The 24,625-nt window shown below is 46.1% G+C and carries 11 protein-coding genes; all 11 read right to left on the reverse strand.

The genetic code is table 11. The features are described from left to right. Positions 1-583 precede the first annotated feature (583 nt). On the reverse strand, positions 584-5,821 hold the full coding sequence (locus ACOIT5_RS05000) for a PKD domain-containing protein (protein ID WP_423129365.1): 5,238 nt from the start codon (positions 5,819-5,821) through the stop codon (positions 584-586). Positions 5,822-6,102: 281 nt separating this feature from the next. Next, positions 6,103-7,101 carry a glycosyl hydrolase gene (locus ACOIT5_RS05005; RefSeq protein ID WP_423129366.1) on the reverse strand — a complete coding sequence of 333 codons (999 nt, stop codon included), beginning with the start codon at positions 7,099-7,101 and terminating at the stop codon, positions 6,103-6,105. A gap of 344 nt (positions 7,102-7,445) precedes the next feature. Further along, a complete protein-coding gene (locus ACOIT5_RS05010; protein WP_423129367.1) occupies positions 7,446-8,948 on the reverse strand; it encodes a RagB/SusD family nutrient uptake outer membrane protein in 1,503 nt (500 codons plus the stop codon). 34 nt (positions 8,949-8,982) lie between these two features. Then, positions 8,983-12,282: a TonB-dependent receptor gene (locus ACOIT5_RS05015; protein ID WP_423129368.1), complete on the reverse strand. Its 3,300-nt coding sequence runs from the start codon at positions 12,280-12,282 to the stop codon at positions 8,983-8,985. A 250-nt stretch (positions 12,283-12,532) separates the two neighbouring features. Then, positions 12,533-13,540 (reverse strand): FecR family protein, encoded by a 1,008-nt coding sequence (locus ACOIT5_RS05020; RefSeq protein ID WP_423129369.1) that lies wholly within the window; start codon positions 13,538-13,540, stop codon positions 12,533-12,535. Positions 13,541-13,787: 247 nt separating this feature from the next. Beyond that, positions 13,788-14,378 carry an RNA polymerase sigma-70 factor gene (locus ACOIT5_RS05025; protein WP_423129370.1) on the reverse strand — a complete coding sequence of 197 codons (591 nt, stop codon included), beginning with the start codon at positions 14,376-14,378 and terminating at the stop codon, positions 13,788-13,790. 935 nt (positions 14,379-15,313) lie between these two features. Further along, entirely contained in the window at positions 15,314-15,511 is a 198-nt protein-coding gene (locus tag ACOIT5_RS05030) for a hypothetical protein (RefSeq protein ID WP_423129371.1), read from the reverse strand. 32 nt (positions 15,512-15,543) lie between these two features. Next, positions 15,544-19,602: a T9SS type A sorting domain-containing protein gene (locus ACOIT5_RS05035; protein WP_423129372.1), complete on the reverse strand. Its 4,059-nt coding sequence runs from the start codon at positions 19,600-19,602 to the stop codon at positions 15,544-15,546. A 112-nt stretch (positions 19,603-19,714) separates the two neighbouring features. Further along, a complete protein-coding gene (locus ACOIT5_RS05040) occupies positions 19,715-20,869 on the reverse strand; it encodes an alpha/beta hydrolase family protein (RefSeq protein ID WP_423129373.1) in 1,155 nt (384 codons plus the stop codon). Between the two features lie 440 nt (positions 20,870-21,309). Continuing rightward, positions 21,310-23,805, reverse strand: a complete 2,496-nt coding sequence (locus ACOIT5_RS05045; protein WP_423129374.1) for a hypothetical protein — start codon at positions 23,803-23,805, stop codon at positions 21,310-21,312. A gap of 74 nt (positions 23,806-23,879) precedes the next feature. Continuing rightward, the gene (locus ACOIT5_RS05050) at positions 23,880-24,608 is read right to left on the reverse strand and encodes a glucosamine-6-phosphate deaminase (RefSeq protein WP_423129375.1); all 729 of its coding nucleotides are present in this window, start codon (positions 24,606-24,608) and stop codon (positions 23,880-23,882) included. Between the last annotated feature and the right edge of the window lie 17 nt (positions 24,609-24,625).

Consider the following 24,625-nt stretch of genomic DNA (forward strand, 5'->3'; position numbering starts at 1 on the left):
TAAGTAAAAACGAAAAATGATATTTGCCGGCACTCTCAATTGTATTATGCCTTCATCTTCAGACAATACTCAGATGACTTTTGATCCCCGGATTTTTTGCGTCAGTTCCGGTCTAAGATGCAATATCGCATTTTGAAGAAAAAGACTGGCTATTTTTCCATGTATCGAGCAATATCTATCCGATAAATTTGCCTCAACTCGTTGTTTCATGGAGCCTTTTATCTCACCAACTGAAACGATATGGGATCAGTAAAAGTTGAAGGCACCGATTCGCAATCATACAACATAAAAAAGTACTCATGTAACATGATCATTTTCTTAGGTTTCAAATAAGTTTATAAATGACAATAGGCATTTTTCCGACCAAACAGCACAACCAAATTTACTAATCTGTTACAAACTATTATCATGTTTGTAGCGAATCACCGGATCTTTTCCTTTATTTTCAAATTTAATACGAAGATATTAGTTTTATTAGAATCCTTTCAATCACCCGAAATTCAGTTCGAATGGAGGATAGTAAGGGCCGTTTCAAAATGAAATTTGAAACGGCCTAATTTTTCCTACTCGTTCTTCATATTTGTCATTGTTTCACGATTTTACCGGTTAGTGCTTGTCCATTGCTTACAAACCGATAATAATAAACCCCCGGGGACAAGGACGCGCCGTTGAAAACAACAGCATAGCCCTTATCCTTAACCAGGTTTTTATTCACAATTTCAGCTACTTTGCTGCCTTGCAGGTTAAACAGGCTGATGGTTGCATGGCCATCCTGGTTTGAACGGAATTCGAACCGTACCTGCTCGCTGAACGGATTTGGATAAGCCCTCAATTTGAGGTCGTCGCCAAATTGGCCCAGACCGGAAACCGAAACAGATTTCAGCCCGGCAACCCCGTTGCATACAAACTCATTATCAATATAGCCCACAAAAGCCCGGCAACCGATGAATGCACTGTTGATGATTTCAACCGCCTTGGCGATTTTCTTTGCACCAACCGCGCAGGAGGGAGCATTTGCCGGATCAACCAGGCCGCCCAATACGTCGTTGGCTAATTTGAACAGGCCTGTTACTGTCAATTCGTAGCCGTTTTCAGCCATATAGCAAAGTACGTCCTCTTCCAACTCGTAATATTGGTACGGGTCGTACTTAGGTTCACAACTGATTGGCACAAGCCCTGAGCCATATTCGCAACTAACTTTTTCCTGGGTAACCAGTTTCTTCCCGGCTTCAAGCGGCAGGAATTGCAGTCCGCCATAAACCCGCAGGTTCAGCCCGAGGGTAAGTGTCTGGGCGAATAACTGGCTGTTGATTTTTCCTTGTTTGTTCAGATAAGAAATCAAACAAGAAGCATCCTCCGATGGAATGCAAATACCGTTCAACACGATTTCTCCTTTATTCGCTCCTGGTAAAATGCTCCCGATCAAGCCGGCATCTGCCTCACCGAAAATGACCATGTTATTGCCTGAACCTATTTTTAACGGGGCGCCTGCCAAAAGCGATGCGACCAAGGTATTGCCGTTTTGCGCCATTTCCAGGTTACACGCCTGACCGTTTTGAATAGCATAAAAACCTTGTCCATAAGTACACAGTTCATCAATCGGGCAAGGTACCACTGTGAAAACCGAGGTGCAACTCACTTCGTTGCAGTTATCCCACGCTTCGTAAGTAAACGAAATGCTTCCCCCGGTTACCGGGTCAATGCCCAAAGCAGGCAACTCGGCCAAATTGTCGGTTGCATTGTTGCATCCGCCCGTAAATCCGAATCCGGCGATCCAGGCATTGTACGCGTCCTGAATTTCCTCAACGGAAGCGCATTGCGGCAGGGTAACATTGGCCGGACAGTCGGTCACAACCGGAACGCCTGCGTTGATGGTGAATGACGCATCGAATGTGATGGTATCGCACGGACTGCTAACTGTCCAGGTAACGGTGGTGGTCCCGCCAGCGCAAAGTTCAGGGGTTTCGGTTACTTTATTTGCTACCTGGGGATGGCCGCAACCACCACCGATGGCAGCTTCAGCAACCACCTCCTCCAACCAGTTGTTAAAAACAAGGTCAAGGGTAGCCTGATCGGCAAAATCACAAGCCTGTACACCGATATCCGAAGATTCGGTAAAGGTGAGCGCCGGTGGAGTTGATTGATAATTGTCGGTCCAATTGATATCATCGATTAATACAGCCCAATAAAGAACAGCTTGAAATTTTACGGTTACACTGCCAACAGCATTAATTCCGGTAATTGTATGTACCTTCTCTTGACCTATTGCATCCGGGGTAAATATGCCATAGCTGATTCCGTTGATAAAGACATTCAGCTGCGCCCCGCCCGGGGAATTCACGATGCCGGCCGGTGTCTTAATTGTAAAAGAGAGTTCATTAAGTCCGTCCACTAACGTTGTTTCGAGAGATGATCCCCAGCGACGAATCTCTGCTGTCGTACCAGTAATTCCATCCTCAATTTTCCTTACGCCGTTATATATCCAGTTCTGTGAGTTATCTCCAATGTAGTATCCTGAACTGTAATCGGCTGAAGATGCCGTCAATTTAGTAAACGTTTCATGTGCCACTCCGTTTCCTCCGGTTACGGTAACTTCGCAGGTTGCCGTATGGCCACCGTCAACGGTTGTAACAGTGATCACAGCATCGCCCGGCCCCATACCGGTAACATAACCGGATGCATCGACGACTGCTACCGATTCATTATCTGAACTCCATGTTACGGCCTTGTTTTCAGCATCCTCAGGCGTAATTGTTTCTGTGAGTTGTTCCGATTCCCATTTGGCAAGGGTCAGGGTTGTTTTGTCCAGGCATACCCCGGCAACGGCTACCGGTATTACGTTTACTGCGCAAACAGCTGTAAACCCACCGTCGTTTGTGGTTGCCGTAATGGTTGTCGTGCCTAATTTCAGGCCGCTGACCAAACCGCCCGCATCAACAGTAGCAATGGTTTCATCACTTGAACTCCAGGTAACCGATTTATTGGTGGCCCCGGCAGGAGAAACAATGTAGTCCAGTTGCGTTGTATCGCCGATCGAAACCTCAGTTGCCGCCGGGATCACGGTTACGCCGGTTATATAAGTTGGCACGGTGATGTATAGGGCATCAATATCCTTACTGCCAAATTTGGCCCCCTGACCGTCATCGGCAATAACCGTAACGATATAGGTTCCCTCAATCATAAACGTATGTTGTGCCGTAACCCCGTTCACGTTGGGAGAACCGTCGCCAAAGTTCCAGGTATAGCTCAGTGTATTACCATCCTCGTCAGTGCTGCCGGAAGCATCAAAATTTACGGTCAGTGGTGCATCGCCATAGGTTTGGTCGGCTGAAATATGGGCAACCGGGGTATGGTTATTTGTAGCAAACCGGGTTTGCAACCTTAAATAAGGGAAGGCCCATCCGGTTTCCCTGTAACGGAATTCCTGCCATGCGTTGCCATGTTCATAAACCAATAACGACATGATTTTGTCTGATTCATTTTTCACGTTATCGGTAATGACAAACTTTCCGTTCGTGCTTGAAGCCAGCTCTTCCGATGCTGCCGGCTTGTTGTTCCAGGTAACCGTAAGTTCGCCCCAACTGTCATCTTCTACATATTTGACTGCGCATTCGGTGGAACCAAATTTGACGGGGATGTTAAACTCAGCCCCTAAAATCTCGTTGGTGCTGGCGGTATAATTAACCCGGTAAATACCGTGCCTTGCGTTTTGGTCAATATTCGAATACAGCACCGTCCCATAGTTTGTGTCCGGGGTGCCCGAATACAAGTAAGCGTCCGCTTCGACCGGGTAATTCGTGAACTCGGCGGTTGGGTCGCTAACACTGATCCCTGTAACTGTTTTGGAATCCAAAGAGCCGTTTCCGTCATCCACGGTTACCTTGGCGGTATAATTTCCTGCCGGGTACACATGAGACACGGTCGGGTCCTTGGTTGAAATGACCGAACCATCGCCAAAATCAAAAATGTAAATCAGTTCGTCCCCGTTCTGGTCCACAGAACCGGATGCATTAAAATTGACCGTCAATGGCGCATCACCTGTTTTTACATCGGCTGTCAGTGCAGCCTGGGGAGGATAATTGCCCGCAACAGTTATACTGTCAACATAGGTGGCAGTTCCGCCGTTCCCATCGTAAACAGTCAGGGTGACAGTATATGTTCCGGGATAAGTATAGGTATAGGAAGCATTGGCAGTGGTGCTGAAAGCTTTGTCTAACTCCCGGCTTGAACCATCCGGATAGAAAAACGTATCTTCGAACTTCCAGATATATTTAACCACATCGCCGTCAGGATCGTTCACTGTTGGCGTAAAGTTAACAGTTACCGGAACATCGCTACTGATACCCCCATTAACAAAAGAAACCGTGGGCGACTGGTTCCCGGCAATTGAAAAACCTTCCCGGATATAGTCATTTACGGCTTTAGCCTCATATTCGGGGTACCAGGCACCCAATGGCCGTTCCCTGACTTCCGCAAAGAATGCTTCATGGGTTGCTGTTTTGCCGAGAGACCCGTTGTATGTTGCGATAGAACGCTCAGGATCAATCCAGTTCGGATTGGTCATATTTAGGGCATTATCCCATTGGTAAACGGTATTGTTCACATAGTCTACCACTCCTCCCTGTCCGTTTGGGAACGCAGAATTGCTGTTCGGTGAGATGCGGTTAGCCACAATGTTATTTTCCAAAACAAAACGTTCGTAGGCGGTCCAGATACCCCATACCGCCGTCGTGCTCAGCGAACCGGTACTCCCGTCCGGGTCCATCAAACGGCCTTCCAGTATAACGTTGTTCTTCGCGATGGCAATGGTATCTTTGTCCGATTCGTGACCATGATAGCCAAGGTTCAAGGCAACGGCATTTTGAACAAACAGGTTTTCTTCGGCAATTCCGCAGCCGCGTTGTTGCACACCATGTGCTGCACCTCTTGTAATCAGATTGTTACGCACAACAACACCTGAAGTCGTGTATTGAATGTAAACATTATGGTTGTACTGCGTGGCATCAGCAGTAGGAATACTCTTATTCCATCCATTGTGGTCAAATGTACATTCCTCAATGAGCAATCCGTCCACATCGCTCGCATAAATACCCGAGGACCGGTTACTACTGCTCAGGGCGCTATTCGGATGATAGGCATCGAGGACAATATTTCTCCTGAATTTAAAATTTTTATACGCCCCGGCGTAATTTTGCACAGCAATTTCGATAAAGCGGAATTTACAATCTTCAATCAGAATGTTTTCGCCGCCGCCGATAAAACGCAACGGGATGTTGAGCGAACCGGGCACATAATCAGGCGAGGCCGGGTCCTGTCTGGAGTTATACAGAAACAAGCCGTTTAGCACCACATGGTTCCTGACCTGTCCGTTGTGATCGATCAGCATCGCGGCGAGCTTGATCATTGGCCGGTCGCCTGAGGTACCGTAGTACCCGATCATAATCGGCTCTGTGGCGCTCCGTCCGCTTTTAAACCGGGCGGCATTTATGGTTGGCCAGGTTTCACCTTGCCACACACCACCGCGTTTTAGCAGCACCCAGTCAGGATACCCGTCACGCGCAGCCATTGCAGCTGCAACAAAAGTTTTGTAGGCGTTAACAGGGCCCGGGTTCTTGGGATCCGCCACTGACGATGCCTCTACGTACTGTGCAGTCACATCATCCCCGTTCACATCGTCCACGTAATAAATACGCGTATCCGCCGAGGGTGTAAATACAGTCCAGCCGTCTGCATCGACCGGTAGTTGTGCTTCCGTGATTTTAGGATAAAGTAAAACCAGAAAGCTAAAAAATAACACCAGAAAAAAGTTTCTTAATTTCATAATGTCCAATTTTAGGTTAAAATTTGTAATTGATTTAGCATATGCAGTCATAATTCATTTGACAAGTCACTATAGCAACTGTTGTAAAATAAACAGTGGTTTTTGTCGCAGTAGATGATCTTCTATCGCCAATTCTCTTACTTACTCATAGACCGTGCGAACATGGTTTTCTGATTTCTGTTAGCATAAATCATATCTTTACTGTGATTCGCCCTTGATTTATGTTATCTCCGTACGCCCTGACCAAGAAATGCTTTGCCTAGATATTGGCAGTATTTCTTTCATCTCCATTTTACCTGCCCCCGGTTTATCGCATAGGAGTGATGGTACACCTGTTTAATTTCATCGTCAGTATTTTTTTCTGTAAGATGGGTCCACCAGCATAAAAACCAAACAATTTCAGGGCGACTGGTTTGCAGCCAGTCCATATCGGGCAGCCAGCCAACCTCGGTCAACGCAACAACACCGTTTTTACTTAATGCAACCAGTTCATCTAATTCTTTTTTCAAGGTATCGTCCCTGTCCCAATTCCGGACGCCATCCGGATATCCGTCAAATCCGACGATATCAACATAATCGTCGCCCGGATAATACATCGATAGCGGATTTGAAATGTTTGGCGCCCAAACCCAGATCAGGTTATTCAACCCGTGATGGTTGGTATACCTGTCGTACATCATTTGCCACAGCTTGTTGAACCCAGGCTTGGCCCCCCACCAAAACCAACGTCCGTTCATCTCGTGATATGGCCGCCACAACACCACGACCCCTGAATCTCTTAACATTTTTAAGTAAGTTGCCACCGTATCAATGTGGGCGATATATTTTTCATGAATCGCCGTTGAGTCCAGCAAAAGTTCCTGAAAACGTTCGTTGGTCATGGCTTTTTGGGTGTCCTTGAAATCCCCTTCATTCACCGTTCCGTCCCAGGTGTCAGGGTTAACCTGATGCCACGAAATGGTAACCAATCCACCCTGTTTCCACTGTTCAACGGCGGCATCCACTATATCCAAGCGCTTTTTGAAAGCCTCGTGGCCGTAACTGAAATCTTCGCCCAATAAAGCCGGGAACTCACCCGTCAGTTCGCATACTTTGTTTGTCCACTTGGTAACGTCGTCAGCCAGGTTTTGCTGGCCGGTCAATATTCCATTGCCTTTCAGCCCGGCAAGATAGTTCAAGACCCTTTTTACATCTTCTGTTGCCAAAGGATTTATGGGTTCAACAGCGAACACAGCAAACCGGGCCATAAATAACACGGCCAACAGGAAAAACCTTTTCACAAAAGAAAATTTATGAAGTTAGCATAATTAAAGTCTTCCATCGCGGTATCCTCGTGGACATGTACTTCATGCCCCAACCTTTATAGTAACCCGGGACGAAACCTATCCGGTCCCTTTTTACCCTCCCATAAAGGGGAAAAGCTGACGAATGCAGCCCTTCCCCTCATGGAAGAAGTAAAAAAGATTGACTTAAAAACTATCGATAAACCTGATTGCCAGCAACAAACAAATCAGGCTGCCAGCTGAACAATCAGAAACCAATAGGATTAAATTGAGTGCTTAAGCATCTGTTTCAGCGCCTCTCCCACGTTGGTGGGCGCTGAAACAGAAGATCAACAGTTACCTTAATAACCCGGGTTTTGGGTCAGGTTCTTATTCAGGTCGATATCCCGTTGCCGGATTGGCAACAAATATTGGTTATCGTTAAATTTATCATGGGGTTCCAGGGAACCCAGGGCGAACACTTCGTTACCCATCTGCCGGCGTTTGATGTCCCACCAACGCTTAAACTCAAAGCTAAGTTCGAGCCTTCTTTCCTCCAGGACGAGGGTCCTGAAATCATCTTTGGAAATTGCCGGATCGACATCTGCAGGGAAAGCGGTTGCTGTACCGGCCCAATTCCGGGCCCTTGCGCGTACCTGGTTCACATATCCCCGGGCTTCGGCAGTTGGCCCGCTAACTTCGTTCAACGCTTCGGCAGCGGTTAATAAAACCTCGGCATACCGGTAAATGGCATAATTATTTTCAGTATCGGTAACCTGGTCGCGCGGTACGCCCATAAACCGCCAGTATTTGGCTATATGCGGGCGTTTTGTCCCTTGAAATTCAGTATAGGGAACGAGGATCCCACCATAATGGGCGCTGTCGGCCAAGGCTACTTTTTTCCTGTAATCCCTGCTGTCCCATGTGGTGTACACAGCTAAAGACGGTACGGCTACATCAAAACCGGCCACTTCATCCGCCCCGCTCAAGCCGGTGAACGCCGCATGGCTGTCATAGTCGATTGGCCAGGTGTTACCTGCCTTTTTATACTCGATGGCAAAAATGTGTTCGGCCAAGCCCGCATCCTGCTTACTGGAAACAAAAAGATCCTGGTAATCTGCTTCAAGTGCGTAGTTCAGGCTTCCTGCGTTGTCGATCACCCATTTGGCGTGGTTATAAGCTTCCGGCCAATTTCCGATTGTCAGGTATACATCGGCCAGCATGGTATAAGCCGATCCCTTGGACGGCCTGCTGCGCTGGTCACCCGAAGGATGCTCAAGCGGGAGGTTTTCCTTGGCGTACTCCAAATCATTAATTATATTCTGATATACCGCAGCCTCGGGTGTTCTTGAAATAGATGCAGCAGCCTCGGGGTCTTTCACGGGCCCGTCAAAATATGGGATATCCCCAAAGAGGCGCACAAGGTTGAAATACGTGAAAGCCCGTACAAACTTTGCTTCACCAATAAGGGCTTTCATTCCGGCTGTTTGCTCAAGGGCTTCCGCCCCTTCAATGGCTGTACTCGTCGCATCAATAACCTGGTAAGCCATTGGCCAAAATGTACCGATCATCCCGTTCGTGGAATTGGCGTTAAAATCGTTAATCTGGATCCTTGCCGCCGCGGTCGACCGGTTTCCGATGTCAACCATGTCGCCCCTAAGCATGATCGCGGCAGCCATTTCCCTTCCCCAGTAATTATCTGACGCCATTTTTCCAATAGCGCCGTTGATAACGGTTTGAACATCCCTCTCCGATTTAATAAAGCCTTCAGGAATTAACCTTCCCACCGGATCTTCATCCAGGTCAACACAACCAAACACGAAAAGTGTTACTAATGGCAATATAAAAAATTTAGATAATTTCATTTCTTTTAGATTTGAAGTGAATTAATCGGAAACATTAAAATTTAACCTGCACGCCAACCGTGACCGATTTCGCACTCGGATAACTACCGTAATCGTACCCAACAATAACATTGCTGGTGGTTCCCATACCGGTAGCTCCCAGGTAGTTTACTTCCGGATCATATCCCGGGTAATCGGTGATGGTAACCAGGTTCTGACCGCTTACATAAACCCTTGCATAGCTGATGCCGGCGCCGCGCAGCAGCGATTTTGGCAACTGATAACCAAGCGATATGTTTTTAAGCCGGATATAACTACCGTCATACACAAAACGGCTCGATGATATCCTTGAACGGGAGGCCGTTGCTTTGGGAACATCGGTGTTGGTATGGGTTGGCGTCCAGCGGTCAAGCGCCCTGGTGGTCGAATTGTTAAAGCCCTGCATCAATTCGAGTTCAAACAAAGTAAAACTGTAAATGTCGTTTCCTTGCGAAGCCTGGACAAAAATATTCAAATCGAACCCTTTGTATTCAAATGTATTGTTTAACCCCCAGATAAAATCCGGGTTCGGGTCGCCGATGATGGTACGGTCATCAGCATTCAACTGTCCGTCGGGTTGACCGGTCAGCACATCATCTACCTTGCCGTTAATGTCGCGGAATTTTTCGCCGCCGGCAACCTGCTCAAAACCGTCGCCGGGAAGAAAGGTATCGCCCTCCTGGTAAACCCCGTCATAAATGTATCCATAAAACGCCCCCATGGGTTGTCCCTCTCTCAGGATATTTGTATTATCGATGCCAACCATGTGACCGGGGAATACGGACCTACGGATATCGGAGCCACCAGGCAACTTCAATACCTTATTCCGGTTGCGCGAGAAATTAAGATCGGTGGTCCACTTAAAGTCGCCGTTAAGGTTCACCGTTGTCAGCGAAAATTCAAATCCTTTATTTTCCACCGACCCAAAATTCTTCCACATGTTGTTGTATCCCGAGTAGGAAACTAAGGGAACCTGGAACAGTTGGTCGGTGGTCTTCATGTAATAATAATCGGCAACTAACGAAATACGCTGGTCAAACAAACCCAAATCGATACCAATGTCCGTTTGGGCTGTCTTTTCCCAAGTCAGGTTGTCATTTGCCACAGTATTGGGGGTGACTGCATTCACCACTTGATTGCCCAAAATAACACCGCGGACAACGTTCATCAAAGCCAACGAGCCGTAAGCCGGAATGGATTGGTTCCCGGTGACACCATAGCTGCCCCGCAACTTCAACTGGCTGATTTGAGGCACCCCGTCCATAAAACCTTCTTCGGCTAAATTCCAGGCAACGGCGCCAGACGGGAAGAAACCCCATTTATTGTTCTTTGCAAATTTTGACGATCCGTCGTAGCGGCCGGTAAACGTAACCAAATAACGGTCAAATAGTTTATAGTGAAGCCTTCCGTAGAACGACGCCAACTCGGATTCGGTTAAACTTGAGAGCGGCGCGTTATAAACCGATCCCCCCGATAAATTCCAATAACCAAATGCATCAGTGATATAGTTTTGACTTGAGCCACGCCAGTATTCGGACCGGTACGATTCGTATGTGTAACCGGCCATGACGGTCAGATCATGTACGTCATTGAATTTTTCACTAAAGGTAAAGTAGTTTTCATTGGACAAGTTGGTAATCCTGCGGCCCTCCATAAAACCACGACCGGCTAAGCTCCTGCCACCATGCATCGTGGATGGCAGATAGTTCCCGTAACGGTTTGACCAGGTCTGTGCGCCAAAAGTTGACCGGAATTTCAAATTTTTGGTTAATTGGTACTCGCCAAATACATTCGCCTGTAGGTTATCACTTTCACTTTCAATTGCCGTTTCTTTGGCGATGGCCACCGGGTTGTCGCGTTCCAGGCCGGTCATAAATGAACTGTGATAGGTCCCGTCTTCGTTGTAAACCGGAATAGTAGGTTCGGTTAAAACCGTTGCCGACATTACGCCTGTCTGTCCGGCGCCGCCACTTCCTTCCATGCTCACTGTCCCATCCCTAAGCTCTCTCGACGCAAAGAGTTTAACGCCTACCTTGAGGTTTTTTGAAGCCTGTAAGTCAAGGTTACTGGTGATTGAATAACGTTTGAACTTGGAATCAAGCACAATCCCTTTTTGGTCGTATACAACACCCGAAACGTAGTAGCGGACATCATCATTACCACCCGAGATAGAAAGCTGGTAATTTTGTATGCCTCCCTGGCGGAATGTTTCGTCCTGCCAGTCGGTATCTTCATAACCTGTACCGGAAAGTTTTCCCGGTTCAATTTCATTTACATAATTGATATAATCGGCTGTTTTAAGCAGGTCCAGTTTATTGAGCACTTTTTGTGCCGAATAGGAAGAATTAAGTTCGATCCTTGCCTTTCCTGCTTTACCGCTTTTGGTGGTTACCATAATAACGCCATTAGCCCCGCGGGACCCGTATATAGCTGTTGCCGAGGCGTCTTTTAGCACCTCAACGGATTGAATATCTTCACTTACCGGCATGGCAACCCCGGGAAAGCCATCGACAACAATTAACGGGTCGCTGGATGAACTGATGGATTTTGCCCCCCGGATACGGACCCGATAGTCTGAACCCGGTTCCCCGTTCGTTGCCTGCACATGCACACCGGATGCCCGTCCCTGCAAGGCCTGCATAGCCTGAGTCGTCGGGAAAGCAGTTAAATCTTCCGCTTTCACGCTGGCTATCGAGCCGCTCAGGTCTGATTTTCGCATGGTGCCGTAACCAATTGCGACCACTTCTTCTATGCCAACCATTTCTTCGGCCAGCGAAACATTGATCGTTGTTTTTCCTGAAACGGCAATCTCCTGCGTGGTCATCCCCACAAATGAAAAGATAACCGTGGCATTGGCAGGAACATTGTCAAGAGAATAGCGCCCGTCGATATCCGTAATGGTCCCCATCGTGGTCCCTTTGACCACCACGGTTACTCCTGGAAGCGGAGTGCCTGAGCTATCTGTAACTCTCCCTGACAGTCCCCGGGCGTCCTGGCTTACCGGTCTTGCGGCCTGAGTGCTGGTCAGTGCAATCTGCCGGTTGTTCACTTCGTATATAATTCCTGTCTCCTGAAATATTTTATCCAATATTTCCGTGACCAGCAAATTTTCTCCCGACACATCGACCCGTTGTGAAACGTCGACTTTTGTTGCGTCGTACATAAAATAGAAGTCAGAATTATTCTCTATTTCCATTAAAACTTCCCTGATCGAAACGTTCCGAAGGTTCATGTTCAACCGGGTGTTTTGAGAGTATGTGCTTGTTGCAAATACCTGTGAGATCGTTACCAATAACACAAACAGTGTTGTCCTCATATTCCTGCAAAATTTAGAACTCCAGATTTCATGAAAAACCGGGATCAATGAATAATGATTTTTTTTCATAAATTTGTTTTGATTTGAATTTTGACGATTCAGATTATTGTTTGCCTCTCATCAACAGTGAACCAGGCAAAAGAAATGGAAGGGGATGTTAGCAGCATCTCCTTTTTTCCCTTTAAGCAGTTGTTTTATTTTCTCATAAGCAAGTCCTTTTTCGTAATTTTAGTTAGCATTGTTTTTAGCATTATTTTGTCAATATGATTTTAGTTTTAGCATCCAGGCTGTCCCCTTTCAAAATTTTATAGTTAATGGAACATGCAAAACTTATGGATTTGAAAATCTCCTCCAGCGTTTCATTTTTGATTGTCGCGGTAAAAATGGACTGGTAAATCTCCGGACAAGATACTTTTATTTCAATATCGTAGCGCCTTTCAAGTTTGGGGATTACATCGGCCATCGGGTCATCCCTGAAAATCAATATCCCTTCTTTCCACGATACAAATTTATCGGCCGTGACTTTTGGGAAGGACAAATCTTCGGTTGACTTATTATATTGGGCGATCTCCCCGGGTTTTAATTCGCAACAGACCGATTTCAGTGCAAGATCTCGCATTTCTACTTTGCCCGACTCCAGGAAAAGGCTGATGTTCTCATCCTCAGGATAGGCGCTCAAATCAAACCTGGTCCCCAAAACTTTGATTTCCAGGTTGTCACAAAAAACTCTCATGGGTACCGCTTCGTTTCTTGCAACCTGGAAATACGCCTGACCGGTCAGGTATATCTCCCGGTTATCACGCGCATAGTTGTTGTTATATTTGATTTGCGAACCAGAATTCAGCCAGACAACCGAACTGTCAGGAAGTATGATTTTGGACACCTGCCCGTAACCCGCAATAGCCGTTGTGTAATCTATTTTTCCAAGAGCATTGAAACGGTTATGTTGAAAGTAGAAGAAAAGGCTTGATATCGCAACCGCCAAAATAAAAACAGCGGCGTACTTTAACAAACCGGAAACAGGCAGTCTGCGTGATCCAGGCTTTTTTGCCACCTGCTTTCTGAAGTTTAGGTACAACTGCTCGACGTCGTAATCAGGCATTACTTTTTTTGATGCGGCGAGCGCCCAGGCGTTTTTAATCTTCCTGAATTCTTCTTTTGCCTGGGGATCCTGATCAAGCCGGGAAAGGATTTCATTTTTTTGGCCGCCATTCAGCGTCCCCAAAACTATTTTTAATATGCTGTCGATGTTCTTCATAAGCCTTTTACAAAGTATAAATCTTCATCATCAGGGTATTTATCCCGTTAAACGACTACCATCTATACGACACCTGCATGGAAAACTAACGCTGTGCCGTTTTTTCACAAGTTCGTTTCATATACACTAAAACATGAAACCGCATTTACCCTTGTCAAAAATTGAAATATTTTTCCGGAAATATCATAAGTCACTCATTTGAAGCCAACCACAGAGAATATTTTTAAAAAAATTGCGCCGTGAAATTTTATGGTACAAACAGGAATGCGACAATGGGAAGGTAGTCTTTTAAGGTAGCCCGGAACAACTTCAGTGCTTTCGTGAGATGCCCTTCGACTGTTTTTTCGGAAATACCCAGTTCCGCCGCGATTTCCCGGTTTTTCTTTTCTTCAAACCGGCTTAGCCTGAACACTTCGCGGCATTGCGGAGGTAATTGTTCGAGGGTATCTGCAATGATCTTTTCAATTTCAAAAAAAGCGAATTGAGATGTATCAAGTGAGGATAACGCATCAAGGTTAAATTTTAATTCCAGTTCGCCCATCTCGTTCGAGTCGAAAAGTTGTTGTTTATAACGTCGGTCGCGCAGTTTGTACAGGCAATTATTTTTTGCGACTGTAAACAGGTACGCTCCGAGGTTTGTGTTGTCTGCCAATTCATTTTTCTTCCCCCACAACACCATTAAGGTTTCCTGAACAATATTTTCAACCAAATCGCGATATGGAACATATTCATAAGCAAAATAATACAACCGGGGGACATACATGTTGTAAATGACTTTAAATGCGGCTTCATCGCCTTTTTTTAATCTTTCAAATAAATATTTCTCGCTTTCAGTCATTCCTGAGGAATCTTGTAAAGGGACAAAACTAAAAAAATTAAATGAAACCCGGCCTGCACTCTCCAAATCAGCTTGTACCATATTTTGACGACGGTTCGGTAGCGGAATTCGATGCCGCGGAAGTATAAATAAAACCGAAGTTGTATTCTTTACGTTGGATTTCAGTATTTTAGACTTGCATTTCTCAAGGAAAGAAAATGACAAAGGTTTTATATTTTTGGTTATCCTGGGTCCAACAATACCCATGAACCACAGTCATCAATAAGGTCAAAATCCAATTGGGTATCATCTATCCGGCGTTGGAGTAACATCATATACTGAGTCTCAATTTCTTTTACTTTAGTTGTCCAGCAAACAAAAGTAAAAACAGGCTATACTCCCGGGTTCACTCTGTTTTAGGTCCATAGTTGGTTTGTATTACAGCCTTTTGGTTATGTACAAGTACAGAAACAATATGTTCATCCCGGTCTGCATACTTTCCTGCCTTCCCCTATATTATTAATACATTGCCCAGTTTCTGTCCGGAAACCAAACTTTTCAACGGATTGCAACAAATTCCTTATTTTTTGGATAAAAAATAGGTTATTCCCTTTTCATCGCCAGAATTCAATGCTTTACATTGGAGATTGTAAAAAGAAATTTTTATACACTGAGGGATTCTCTGCTATGTTCATTCATATTGCAAAATAGTTATGTTGTTTATATCGAATATATAAATAAGTCGACAATCGGATCAGGACGAAAGTCAGGTCGTTCTTATTTCAGAAGTACCCAAATCCGGATTGGACTATTTTTCATCAGGAACAGACTCTACCAAATACTTTGATTTCACTGCACTGATTTCATAAAGAATGCCGGGATTACTCCCAGCATTCTAAAAATTTATTATTAAAAAGTGAAACCATTTAAAAATATTTTCATCTGAGCCATTCCAATTATATACTCCATCTGGGCGGAGCTGCAGGTCCAGGTGATGCCGCCTGTGCTTTATTCGGATTACTAAGCAGAATCATCATTGTTGCTGCTGAAAAAGCATAATATCCGGTTTTTTTGAGAGCATCTTTACGCGATATCTTTTCCACTTCGACATCGTCGGTCTTTTTCTGTACAACTTCTTTAGTTCTATTTTTCATATTTTGTTTTTTTAATGAGTTCTACAATAGAATTATTCTTTTACCGGTATCTTAAACCTTTGCATTTTCTCGTTATCCCGAACAGATAACAAATAGATTCCGGTTCTTAGGTAAGGTGTCGGTATAATATTCAAGTTCCCTTCTTCCAATATTTTTATTACGATTTTTCTTCCCTGAATATCGTATAGAGTTGCAATAGTATTCCTACCTACCTCACCAGCAACCTGAATCTCTGCGTTACTTACAGCATAAGCTTTCAATTCTCCAAATGATATATCAGATCCGGGAATCGGGATCTGATCCGAACCTGATCCTGTAGTCAGAGATGACATATGAAGTTTGAAACGATCAGTAATTTCTGAATTTGCCTCAAGCAACACGGTGTAACTGGTTTTTGACAGATCGGTAAAAATTTTATTTAGTTTGTCTTCAAGTATTACTTCACATTCCTCCGGCAAGTTTGACAATTGAGCTGAGAAAACTACTTCTCCTCCAGATTTGAAATCAACACCAATCGGAATGATCATTGCACTGTAACTGTAATTCGGTAAGGCTTGAATGGCAAAGGGGACACCAATATCTTCCACCAACCAGGAATAAACTGTTAAATCGGATCTTCCTTTGAATAATCCGGCATCAAAGGTCGGATCTAAACCGAATGTCATATTGTTGTTAAATGTAATAATCGTTTCGCATAACTGACTACCCGCTTGGGTGGTGAGATTAATGGTTGGCCAGGGAACTCCAGCAGACTTTAAGTTAAGCGTACCATTATGAAGTTGCATTGCCGTATTAAAATTGACAGAAGATGCCCCCGTATTCATTTTTACAAAAAACGCTTGTCCTTGCTGAACCTCAAATCCCGCAGATGCATTACTGACCACTGTATACTTTCCAGACATCTCGTTGCTATCATCCGATTGATCCCAAACATAAATAGCTCCATAAACAGGATCAATATTGGCAGCATCAATCACATTGGCAGTTATAAATTTTTCTACGCTACCACTCATGGAGTTGATACCGATTGCCGAGGTAAAAGGATTACCGATACAGTTCCAGAAACCTGGGGTAAAACCAGTTGCCGAGATTGGTCCCGCCTGGACCAATCCAGAGAAGGTAACTGTGCCACTGGTCGACTCAACGCGCATGGCGAACCCTTTACTTATATCTAAATTTCCACCTGTCCCGTTTGTAAAAAAGCCGTTCCACTTATTTGATGCAGGATCATAATCTATCATCCCTCTGTAGCTGCTGTTAGTTGCAATATTCGTATTGGCTGTAAGGAATTCGGCTATTGATTGCCCTGGTACCGATGAAGCTGCCATGTGCCATGCTCCGGCTGTCATCCAGCGTTGTGCCGTGCCTGGTCCCGAAACAGAACCGGCGATCAGTGACCCCGTGCCGGTCGCATTGCTTTGAATGACCAGACCCGAAGATGTACCACTATTGGTAAGCAGTCCGTTTACCGTAAGCGCTTTTGCCGGGGCAATGGTTAGGGTGGCGCCCGGTTCAATGGTCAGTGCAGCGCAAACCGCCGGAGAGCCGGAAACCTGGTTGACAACAGGGAACCTTGGCACGCCTGTTGAAATCGTCACATCGGTTGATGCCGAGGGAACTGCCGAGCCGCTCCAGTTCGATGGCGTGTTCCAATCGGTGCTTGTGGCGCCTGTCCAGGTTGCTGCCGAAGGCGATAATTCGAAAGCCCCGATTGTTGGGGTAGCGGCCCTGGTTGTGCCGTTAAAATCAGTCGTGATGCCCGCGATGGGAAGGCCCGCAACAAGGGCCGGATCGGTTGGTAACACCGAAATGGAATTCACATCCTGCCCGGTGCTTGTTTTCCAGGCGGCAAGGTCGGCCACATCGGCCCCGTTGTATCCAAAAACAGTGCCTGTGCCTGTAGCATAATAGTCGTTGTAGTCGATGGTCAGGCCGCTTGTCCCGGCAATCCGCACGGCATAGTATTTTCCGGTGCCGGATGCGTTTGAGCGGTCAGTATAGAAAATATTGTTCTGGACGGTACGGCTGTTTGTCGCTTCATCACAGCGAAATGCGTAAGTATCCAGTGAACCGGCTACTCCTAAACCTCCGATCTTCACCGTGTTGAAATAAACACCGGTGCCGGCAGTGCTTGCTGTAACATTTATTCCTGTAATACTGATGCCGGATGTTAGTCCTTCACCCAATTCAATAAAATTATTCTGTATGTCAGCTTTGCCACTTTCAAAGTTAATACCACGGACCGCCGCTGTTGCGTTAGTTGAAACAACACTTAACCCGGATACCGAATTTCGATAAATTGTACTGGTCGCTGTACTGGTTGCTATACTGTTAATCCCTAAAACCTTTACTGCAGCACTGGAGTGCGTATTGCTTAAGTTGGAAATCGTATTTTGCCAGATTCTGTATATGCCGCTTGATGAAGCCACTCTAATCCCAATGACAGAAGCCCCACCATTGTCAGTTGTATTAGCTGCTTCCATAGTGAAATTGGTGATTGTATTTTCTGAAATAATATTGTTCCCACCTGGAAGATATATCCCGTGGAGCACATTTGACGCGGCAGTACCCCTTAATGTAAAGTTTGACAGGGTGTTGCTCTGAATGGTGGCAAAGCCGTTACTGGCAGCCATTATCCCCCTCATAAAACTTCCGGCTGTTGTTCCGGGCAATCCACCGCTAATGCTGTTGGCAACAGCAGGGTTACCGATCGTATTATTGACCACATTCGAGGCAGCTGCAGAACCCAAATAAATGCAATAAGTAAATGTACCCTGGCTGGTAGTTGCACCAACATTGGTTACCCCGGCAATGGTATTGTTCGCGATATTGACCGTACTGCCGCCGGCTGAACCCGTGTGGATAAAGGTTATCCAGGCCGGCCCGCCCACTCCGGTTACCACAATGTCATCGGTGCCGTCGATGCTGCCGATCACATTTCCCTCAACGGTGCCAACATTGGCGGATCCTTTCAAAATCTCAATACCACAGAATTCCCCTGACGATGTTGCGCTAATAGTAACCGGAGAAGAAGTTCCCCAACGAATGTTACTGATTGTGTTACCTTGAACGGATGGCGCCGTTGCAACATCGGTATTCAAATAATCCACCGAAATACCCCTGAATTTTACCGGGACAGCAGGCAAAGGAACACCCTCCCCATTTACAGTCCATGGGTTGCCGCCGCAATTGGGGGCGCTGCCGCCGATAAAGTTGCCGGTGATCACGTGGCTAATTCCGTCTTTAATGCTGACACCATAGGTTGTTGTTTCCAAGGTTGAAGCAGCTTCATAAGCTTCAGTTTGGTAAAAGCTATTATCGCTGATAGTCCAACCGGTTGAGTTTGACTCCAAAACAATCCCGGACGACGAAGTTGTTGTGCCTGTGGCAAGGTTCCGGAAATTGTAAATGTGGTTGTTCGAAATAACATTGCCACTATTCGTATACGTGGCCGAACCAGCAGAGTAAATGGCATTGAGCGGGTTGGTGGCCCCATCATAAATGGCACAGTGGTCAATCGTGATCGTATCATTACCGGCAACCGAAGCCGTGCTGAACAAAATGGTTCCGCTGTCAATCGATGCATTCACGCTCTGGATATTACAATACCGCAATACGTTGCATTTCGCATCGTTCACAAACGTGAACGTGGTGCCCGTTGTGTTCGTGTTCGAAATGGTCCATTTGTTGTCGACGATGGATGTGCCTACGCCACCCTCACGGCCGTCAAAAATCAAGTTGGCAACGCCGTCAAACCTGATCAGGTTGACAGGATCGGACCCTTCGGTCGTTTTCGCCCCCGCACCGCCCTTCAGCCTGATGGTAGCAGTGTAGGTACCTGTAAATGAGGTAAAAATAACCGGGAATGTCTCACCGCCGGCATAATCGGCGTTCAACTCGTAGACCACATGACCGGTCAAATTGCTCCCGTTGAGGTGTGCTGCCACATCATTCAGGTTTTTAAGGACCTGGGATGCACCAACATCGTAGGTCCCCGACAAGTCGACGGCCCATACCGGAACCGCCGGAAGCAAAAAAACAAACATCAACGCAATGATGCGACTGACTTTTGAAGTACATTTTTCTTTCATAATAATCTGGTTATGTGTGAAATTAATTTTTATACTGTCAGTAATCTTTACAGGCATAAACGTATCCTGGTTAAACCGGGCCAACAATTTAGGTCCCCGGCCTTAGGTAAATTTATTTCAGTTTCAAATAACCGGTCACCGCGGCATCTCCCATCAAGGCATTGGCAGGAATTGGATGCTGCGCGTTAAAGACCCTCAGGTCTTCTTTCGGCAGGATCGTCACAAAACTCTCGTCAAAGCCATAATTATACGGTAATTTGTTCGCATCAATTTTCAAGTAATGACTGAAAAAGTTATAAACCGGGTATCTTTTTGCCGGGCCATAGTCGTGCTGTTCGCCCGGGAAATGAACATTATCCAATTTGCTCTCAGCATCATACAGCGCATATACTTTCTGAAGGTACGGGAACTCAATCCGGGGTGTGTTTTTGGTCCAGTCTCCGCCATCGGAAATCAGCATCATGGGACGAGGCGCACAAAGAGCAGCAATTTCAACATTGTTGGTCTGGTGACTTTCGCTCCGGTGCACAGGCATTCCGCTTTCGCAAGTACAGCCGCCAAAAAAATGGGCCGACACCATCACCACGGGAACAGAAATCTTTATGCGGTCGTCAATCGCCGTGATCATGATCGTTTGGGTCCCCCCACCCGACTCGCCTGTTATCCCAATCCTTTCGGGATCAACATCCGGGCGGGAAACCAGGTAATCCAAAACCCGCTTGCTGTTATAGGTTTGGAGCAAAAGGCCAATCGGGATTTTATGCGATACCTGCCTTGAATCCCCGTAGCCAATCATATCGTAGGCGAACACCACAGCCCCCATCCGGGCGAAAGCTGCACAGCGTATCTGGACGTCTGCGCTCATGCGCCTGTCGTCCCAATGGCCGTGAGGGCTCAGGATAGCCGGACATTTGTTATCCGCGCCAACCGGACGGTAAAGGTTGCCTGTGATGTAGAAACCCGGAAAACTTTCGATGGCAATGTTTTCAACGACATACCCGTCCATGGTCCGGGTGTTCCGGATGATCGGGCTAAAATGGTTGCCCGGGTTGGGCATTTGGGCCAGTTTCATCCCGCTGATCAGTCCCTGCCGGATCGCTTCAGCCCGTTTCTCCCAATCGGCTTGTGTTTTCCATTCGGTTTCCCAGCTTTTCATGATTTTGTTTGCCTGATCTTCCGTCCAAAAAGCCCCCATACACAACCCGTTGTCCTGTGCCGAAACGACAAATTGTGTAAACAGTAGAATAACAATCAGAAACTGCTTCATAGGGTTTCATTTTATATCTTCATTTAAAACCTACCCACCTCATTAACGAAGAAGCGGTCAACTCCATGCTGCCCTGATTTTGATGCCGTAAAAATAAAATCATACTATTCATCAAAAAAGAGACTTTCTTTGTCAACGATTATCTTTCTTGGTTAAGTCCGGCAATCAGGCTGCATTTTTCATTAAAGAGCTATGTCCTAACACCTTTATATCCATTCTGCATTGTAATTTTACGACGAATTGCCCCAATAGGGTAAAACAATTTTATCCGGAAATGACACAATTTTAATATTGTACCTGTTTCTCATCGAATAACCGTGGATTTCGGATATGGCCTTGCCTGCCGGGAAATGCAGATCAGACATAGGTTATACTTTCCATGCATGGCCGGTGTTGAAATGACACGGGAACCCCGCTTCATTTTGTCAGAAATGAAGGTTTCACTCCCCGATGATCTCAAACGTTCCGGAGGTGCCTGAAAATTTAACTTCTGTTAAAGCGATATCTTCAGTTTTTACAGATAACCCTCCTGAGCAAGTGACCAGGGGCCTGGTCCGGAAAGGTATCGGAAATTTCAGCGTTTCGCCGCCAGTGGCTAAACCCATAAACCTACGCTCCGAATCAAGATTTGAACGCGAATCGTAGGTAAATATTCCCAAAACGGCAACCGAGGCCTCTTTGGCTTCCAAGCGTACTTTGTGCAAGCCGAAGCCCAGATCCAGAATTCCCTTTCGGTTCTCCATAAAGCTGGCATTCTTGTCCGCGTCAATAAAAGGCCGGTTGGTCGGTTGGGATAATTTCAACTGGTTATCGATATACACATCCAATACACCTCCCTCGGGCAGGTCAACATAAGCCACGGACAGATCGGTACAGGCAACTTCAATTTCGATCGACTGTCCGGGCTTCAGCATCAATTTCTTCGATCCGTAAGGCGCACCCCATTCTGATACGAAATTTTCAATTTTCGATTTTGGTAGTTTCCAGCTTGGGTTATCAACGGTCAGCATCCGCCTGTTCGGACAAATTTTTGCATCCACATAAGTTAATTCCGCATTTTCTCCAACAATTTCTATGATATGCCTGTCGCCCAACCTGGCATGGCCAAACCGAAACATCGAATTTCGCACATCACGCTCCGGGTACGATCTGCGTGACTCATACGTTGACCTCACCCCATCCACATAAGGCACGGGTTTGTCCCCGTCCACTTTTCCCCAGCAATTGACGGCAACATCTTCAAAAATAAACCGGTTACCCTTTATGCGGTTGCTACTTTTATCAAAGGTTACCATATCGCCTTCCCAACCGTAGGCATTCGGATGAATCCTTTCGGGCAACTGAACCTGAACCTGTCCGGGGACAATGGGATCCCAACATTCAAAGGCCTTTTCAAATTGTTTGAACCAGATGAAATGTGCTGCGGCCTGCGGGTGACCGTCAATCGGCACAAAGGCATATTGGTTGCACCACCGGACCAGGTCATCGCCAACTTTGCCATAATCGAGAAACGGTATCTGGTATCGTAATGCAATCGCCTGAAGATCGCCCGGACTGGGCGTATGACCTCCGAAATTCATAAACTGGCCAAAAAGGAACTCCGTGTTGGGGTAATGGGTTTGGATCCAGCGGATCATGCCTTCAAAGACAGCCACTTCATCCGGTGTGTCCGTCTTTTCATTTCCACCGCTTCCAAATATGACCAAGTCCGGGGCAGGCCCTTCCTTCCTGGAAAACAAGCCGGGGTATAACTCTTCCCATGTTTTCCCTTTGGTCTGGCCATTAAGCTCGGGATCGGGTGGCAACGAAAGCCTGAAATATTCAGCCAGACCGGAATGTGCCTCACCAACTGAAGAGCCATCGCAGGCCATATAGTTCAAACAAATTTTATTTGCCGGAAGGTTAAACTTCCGCATGAGTTCGAGTTTTAACCTCCCCGCATGACTGAAATAATGCCTCCACTGGCCAAAGTAACCGTCAAGGTCCTTCCTCCCGGCCAAATCAGCATCGAATAGCCCTTCGGAAAGAGGCTGTTTAAAGGTTTCCGACTCAGGGTTTTCATCATACAAATACATTGGCGGGTTAGCGCTGCCCCGATCGATACTCGATCCCATCACGATGATATGGATGGTTTCCCCTTTCCATAATTTTTGGATCGTCCGGGGAATGTACCGGTATGTGGGCTCCATTTTACGACTTTCAGGAAGAGCGTTTAAACCGTCGCCCACCTTTGTCAGGTTTGGTGAATAGACCCATACCGTTTCCGTAGAATCGGAATTCTCAAACTCAATTTGAACGGCAATCGTATTGACATCACCCGAATGTGATTTATTGTCAACACTCACTTTCCCAATGATTTCAGCACCCTTTATCTGCAATTTTACACTTCCCTGATGTGCCGATGCAGTCTTGTATTCTTTTGCAAGTACCAGATCCCCCCGCGAATGTTTCGGAAAAGTTCGTTTATCTGTCATGCCAAAATCCACGGGGCTCCATTCCCCGTCCTCACTATCCAGTTTCAGCAGCTTAATCTTTGCCTTAAGCATATCTCCTTTGGGCTGATAGCCATACACGGATAAATTAAGCTGTTCGCCATGGGCCAGCCCGACTTCGGGCAGCGTGAAAAACTGCCAAAACTTTTTACCGGGTTGTATGGCCACCAAATTATGTGTAGAAAACCGGGGGCGAACCGAATCGGCCACATGTGATTCACGGGTTACCTGAATATTTCCCCAAGCCTCCGTATTCCAGAATGCAACATTGCCCGAAGAATAAACCTCCGGCTTGCCATCGCGATGATTGGTGAATGAATGGAATTCAAAATACGGGTTCAAAAGCAAATTAACTGCATCTTTATTCTCCTGAGAAAAACCAGGTTGTATGCCTGAAGCCATTACCACAAGAAAACAAAAACTCAGCTTAAGTATTTTCAACATCTTTAACTCTTTTTTGTGTTTATAATCATTTCTCTCAGGCTCTCTGGAAGCATAAACGACCAGAACATCTGTTTTTAGGATAAATGCGAAGCTGAATCTCTATCCAGGTAAAGCCAGATTGCCGTGTGCCGGCGCATGATAGATGCAGGAATGGCCGGCGAGATTTCCCCTTCGACAGTTTTTTTAACTGCATCTGCTTTTCGTTTGTCGGGAACACTGCAAATAATTGCTTTCGACTTCATGATCTGTTTTACTGACATGCTGATAGCTTGTTTTGGAACATCCTCAATCGTAGGAAACCAACCTTCGCCCATCTGTTGACGTCGGCAATTATCGTCGAGGTTAACAGCCAGGTAGGCATCTTCCGTTTCAAAATCGGCCGGCGGATCGTTAAAGGCCAGGTGACTGTTTTCTCCAATGCCCACAAAAGCAACATCAATCGGGTGTTTACTGATCAACTCACCTAAACGGGTACATTCTTTTTGCGGATCATTTTCGCCATTCACGTAAATAAATTCACATGGCGAGACAACATCTGCAAACCTCTCTTTGAGGTACTTACGGAATGATGCCGGGTGACTTTCCGGTATCCCAATGTACTCGTCCAGGTGGAATGCCCATACCACCGACCAGTCAAGATCTTCTTTAACCAATTCGCTGAGCATTTCAAACTGGGAAGCTCCGGTGGCAACAATGACGTTTGCATAACCTTTTTCCGCGATTGCCTTACGAATTAAATCGGCTCCTTGTTTGGCAGCCTTTTTACCAAGCTCGTGCTTAGTCTCTGAAATTACAAGTTCCATCTCTATCTCTTTATAAA

This window comes from Gaoshiqia hydrogeniformans (assembly GCF_049347105.1).
GTDB lineage: Bacteria > Bacteroidota > Bacteroidia > Bacteroidales > Prolixibacteraceae > Gaoshiqia > Gaoshiqia hydrogeniformans.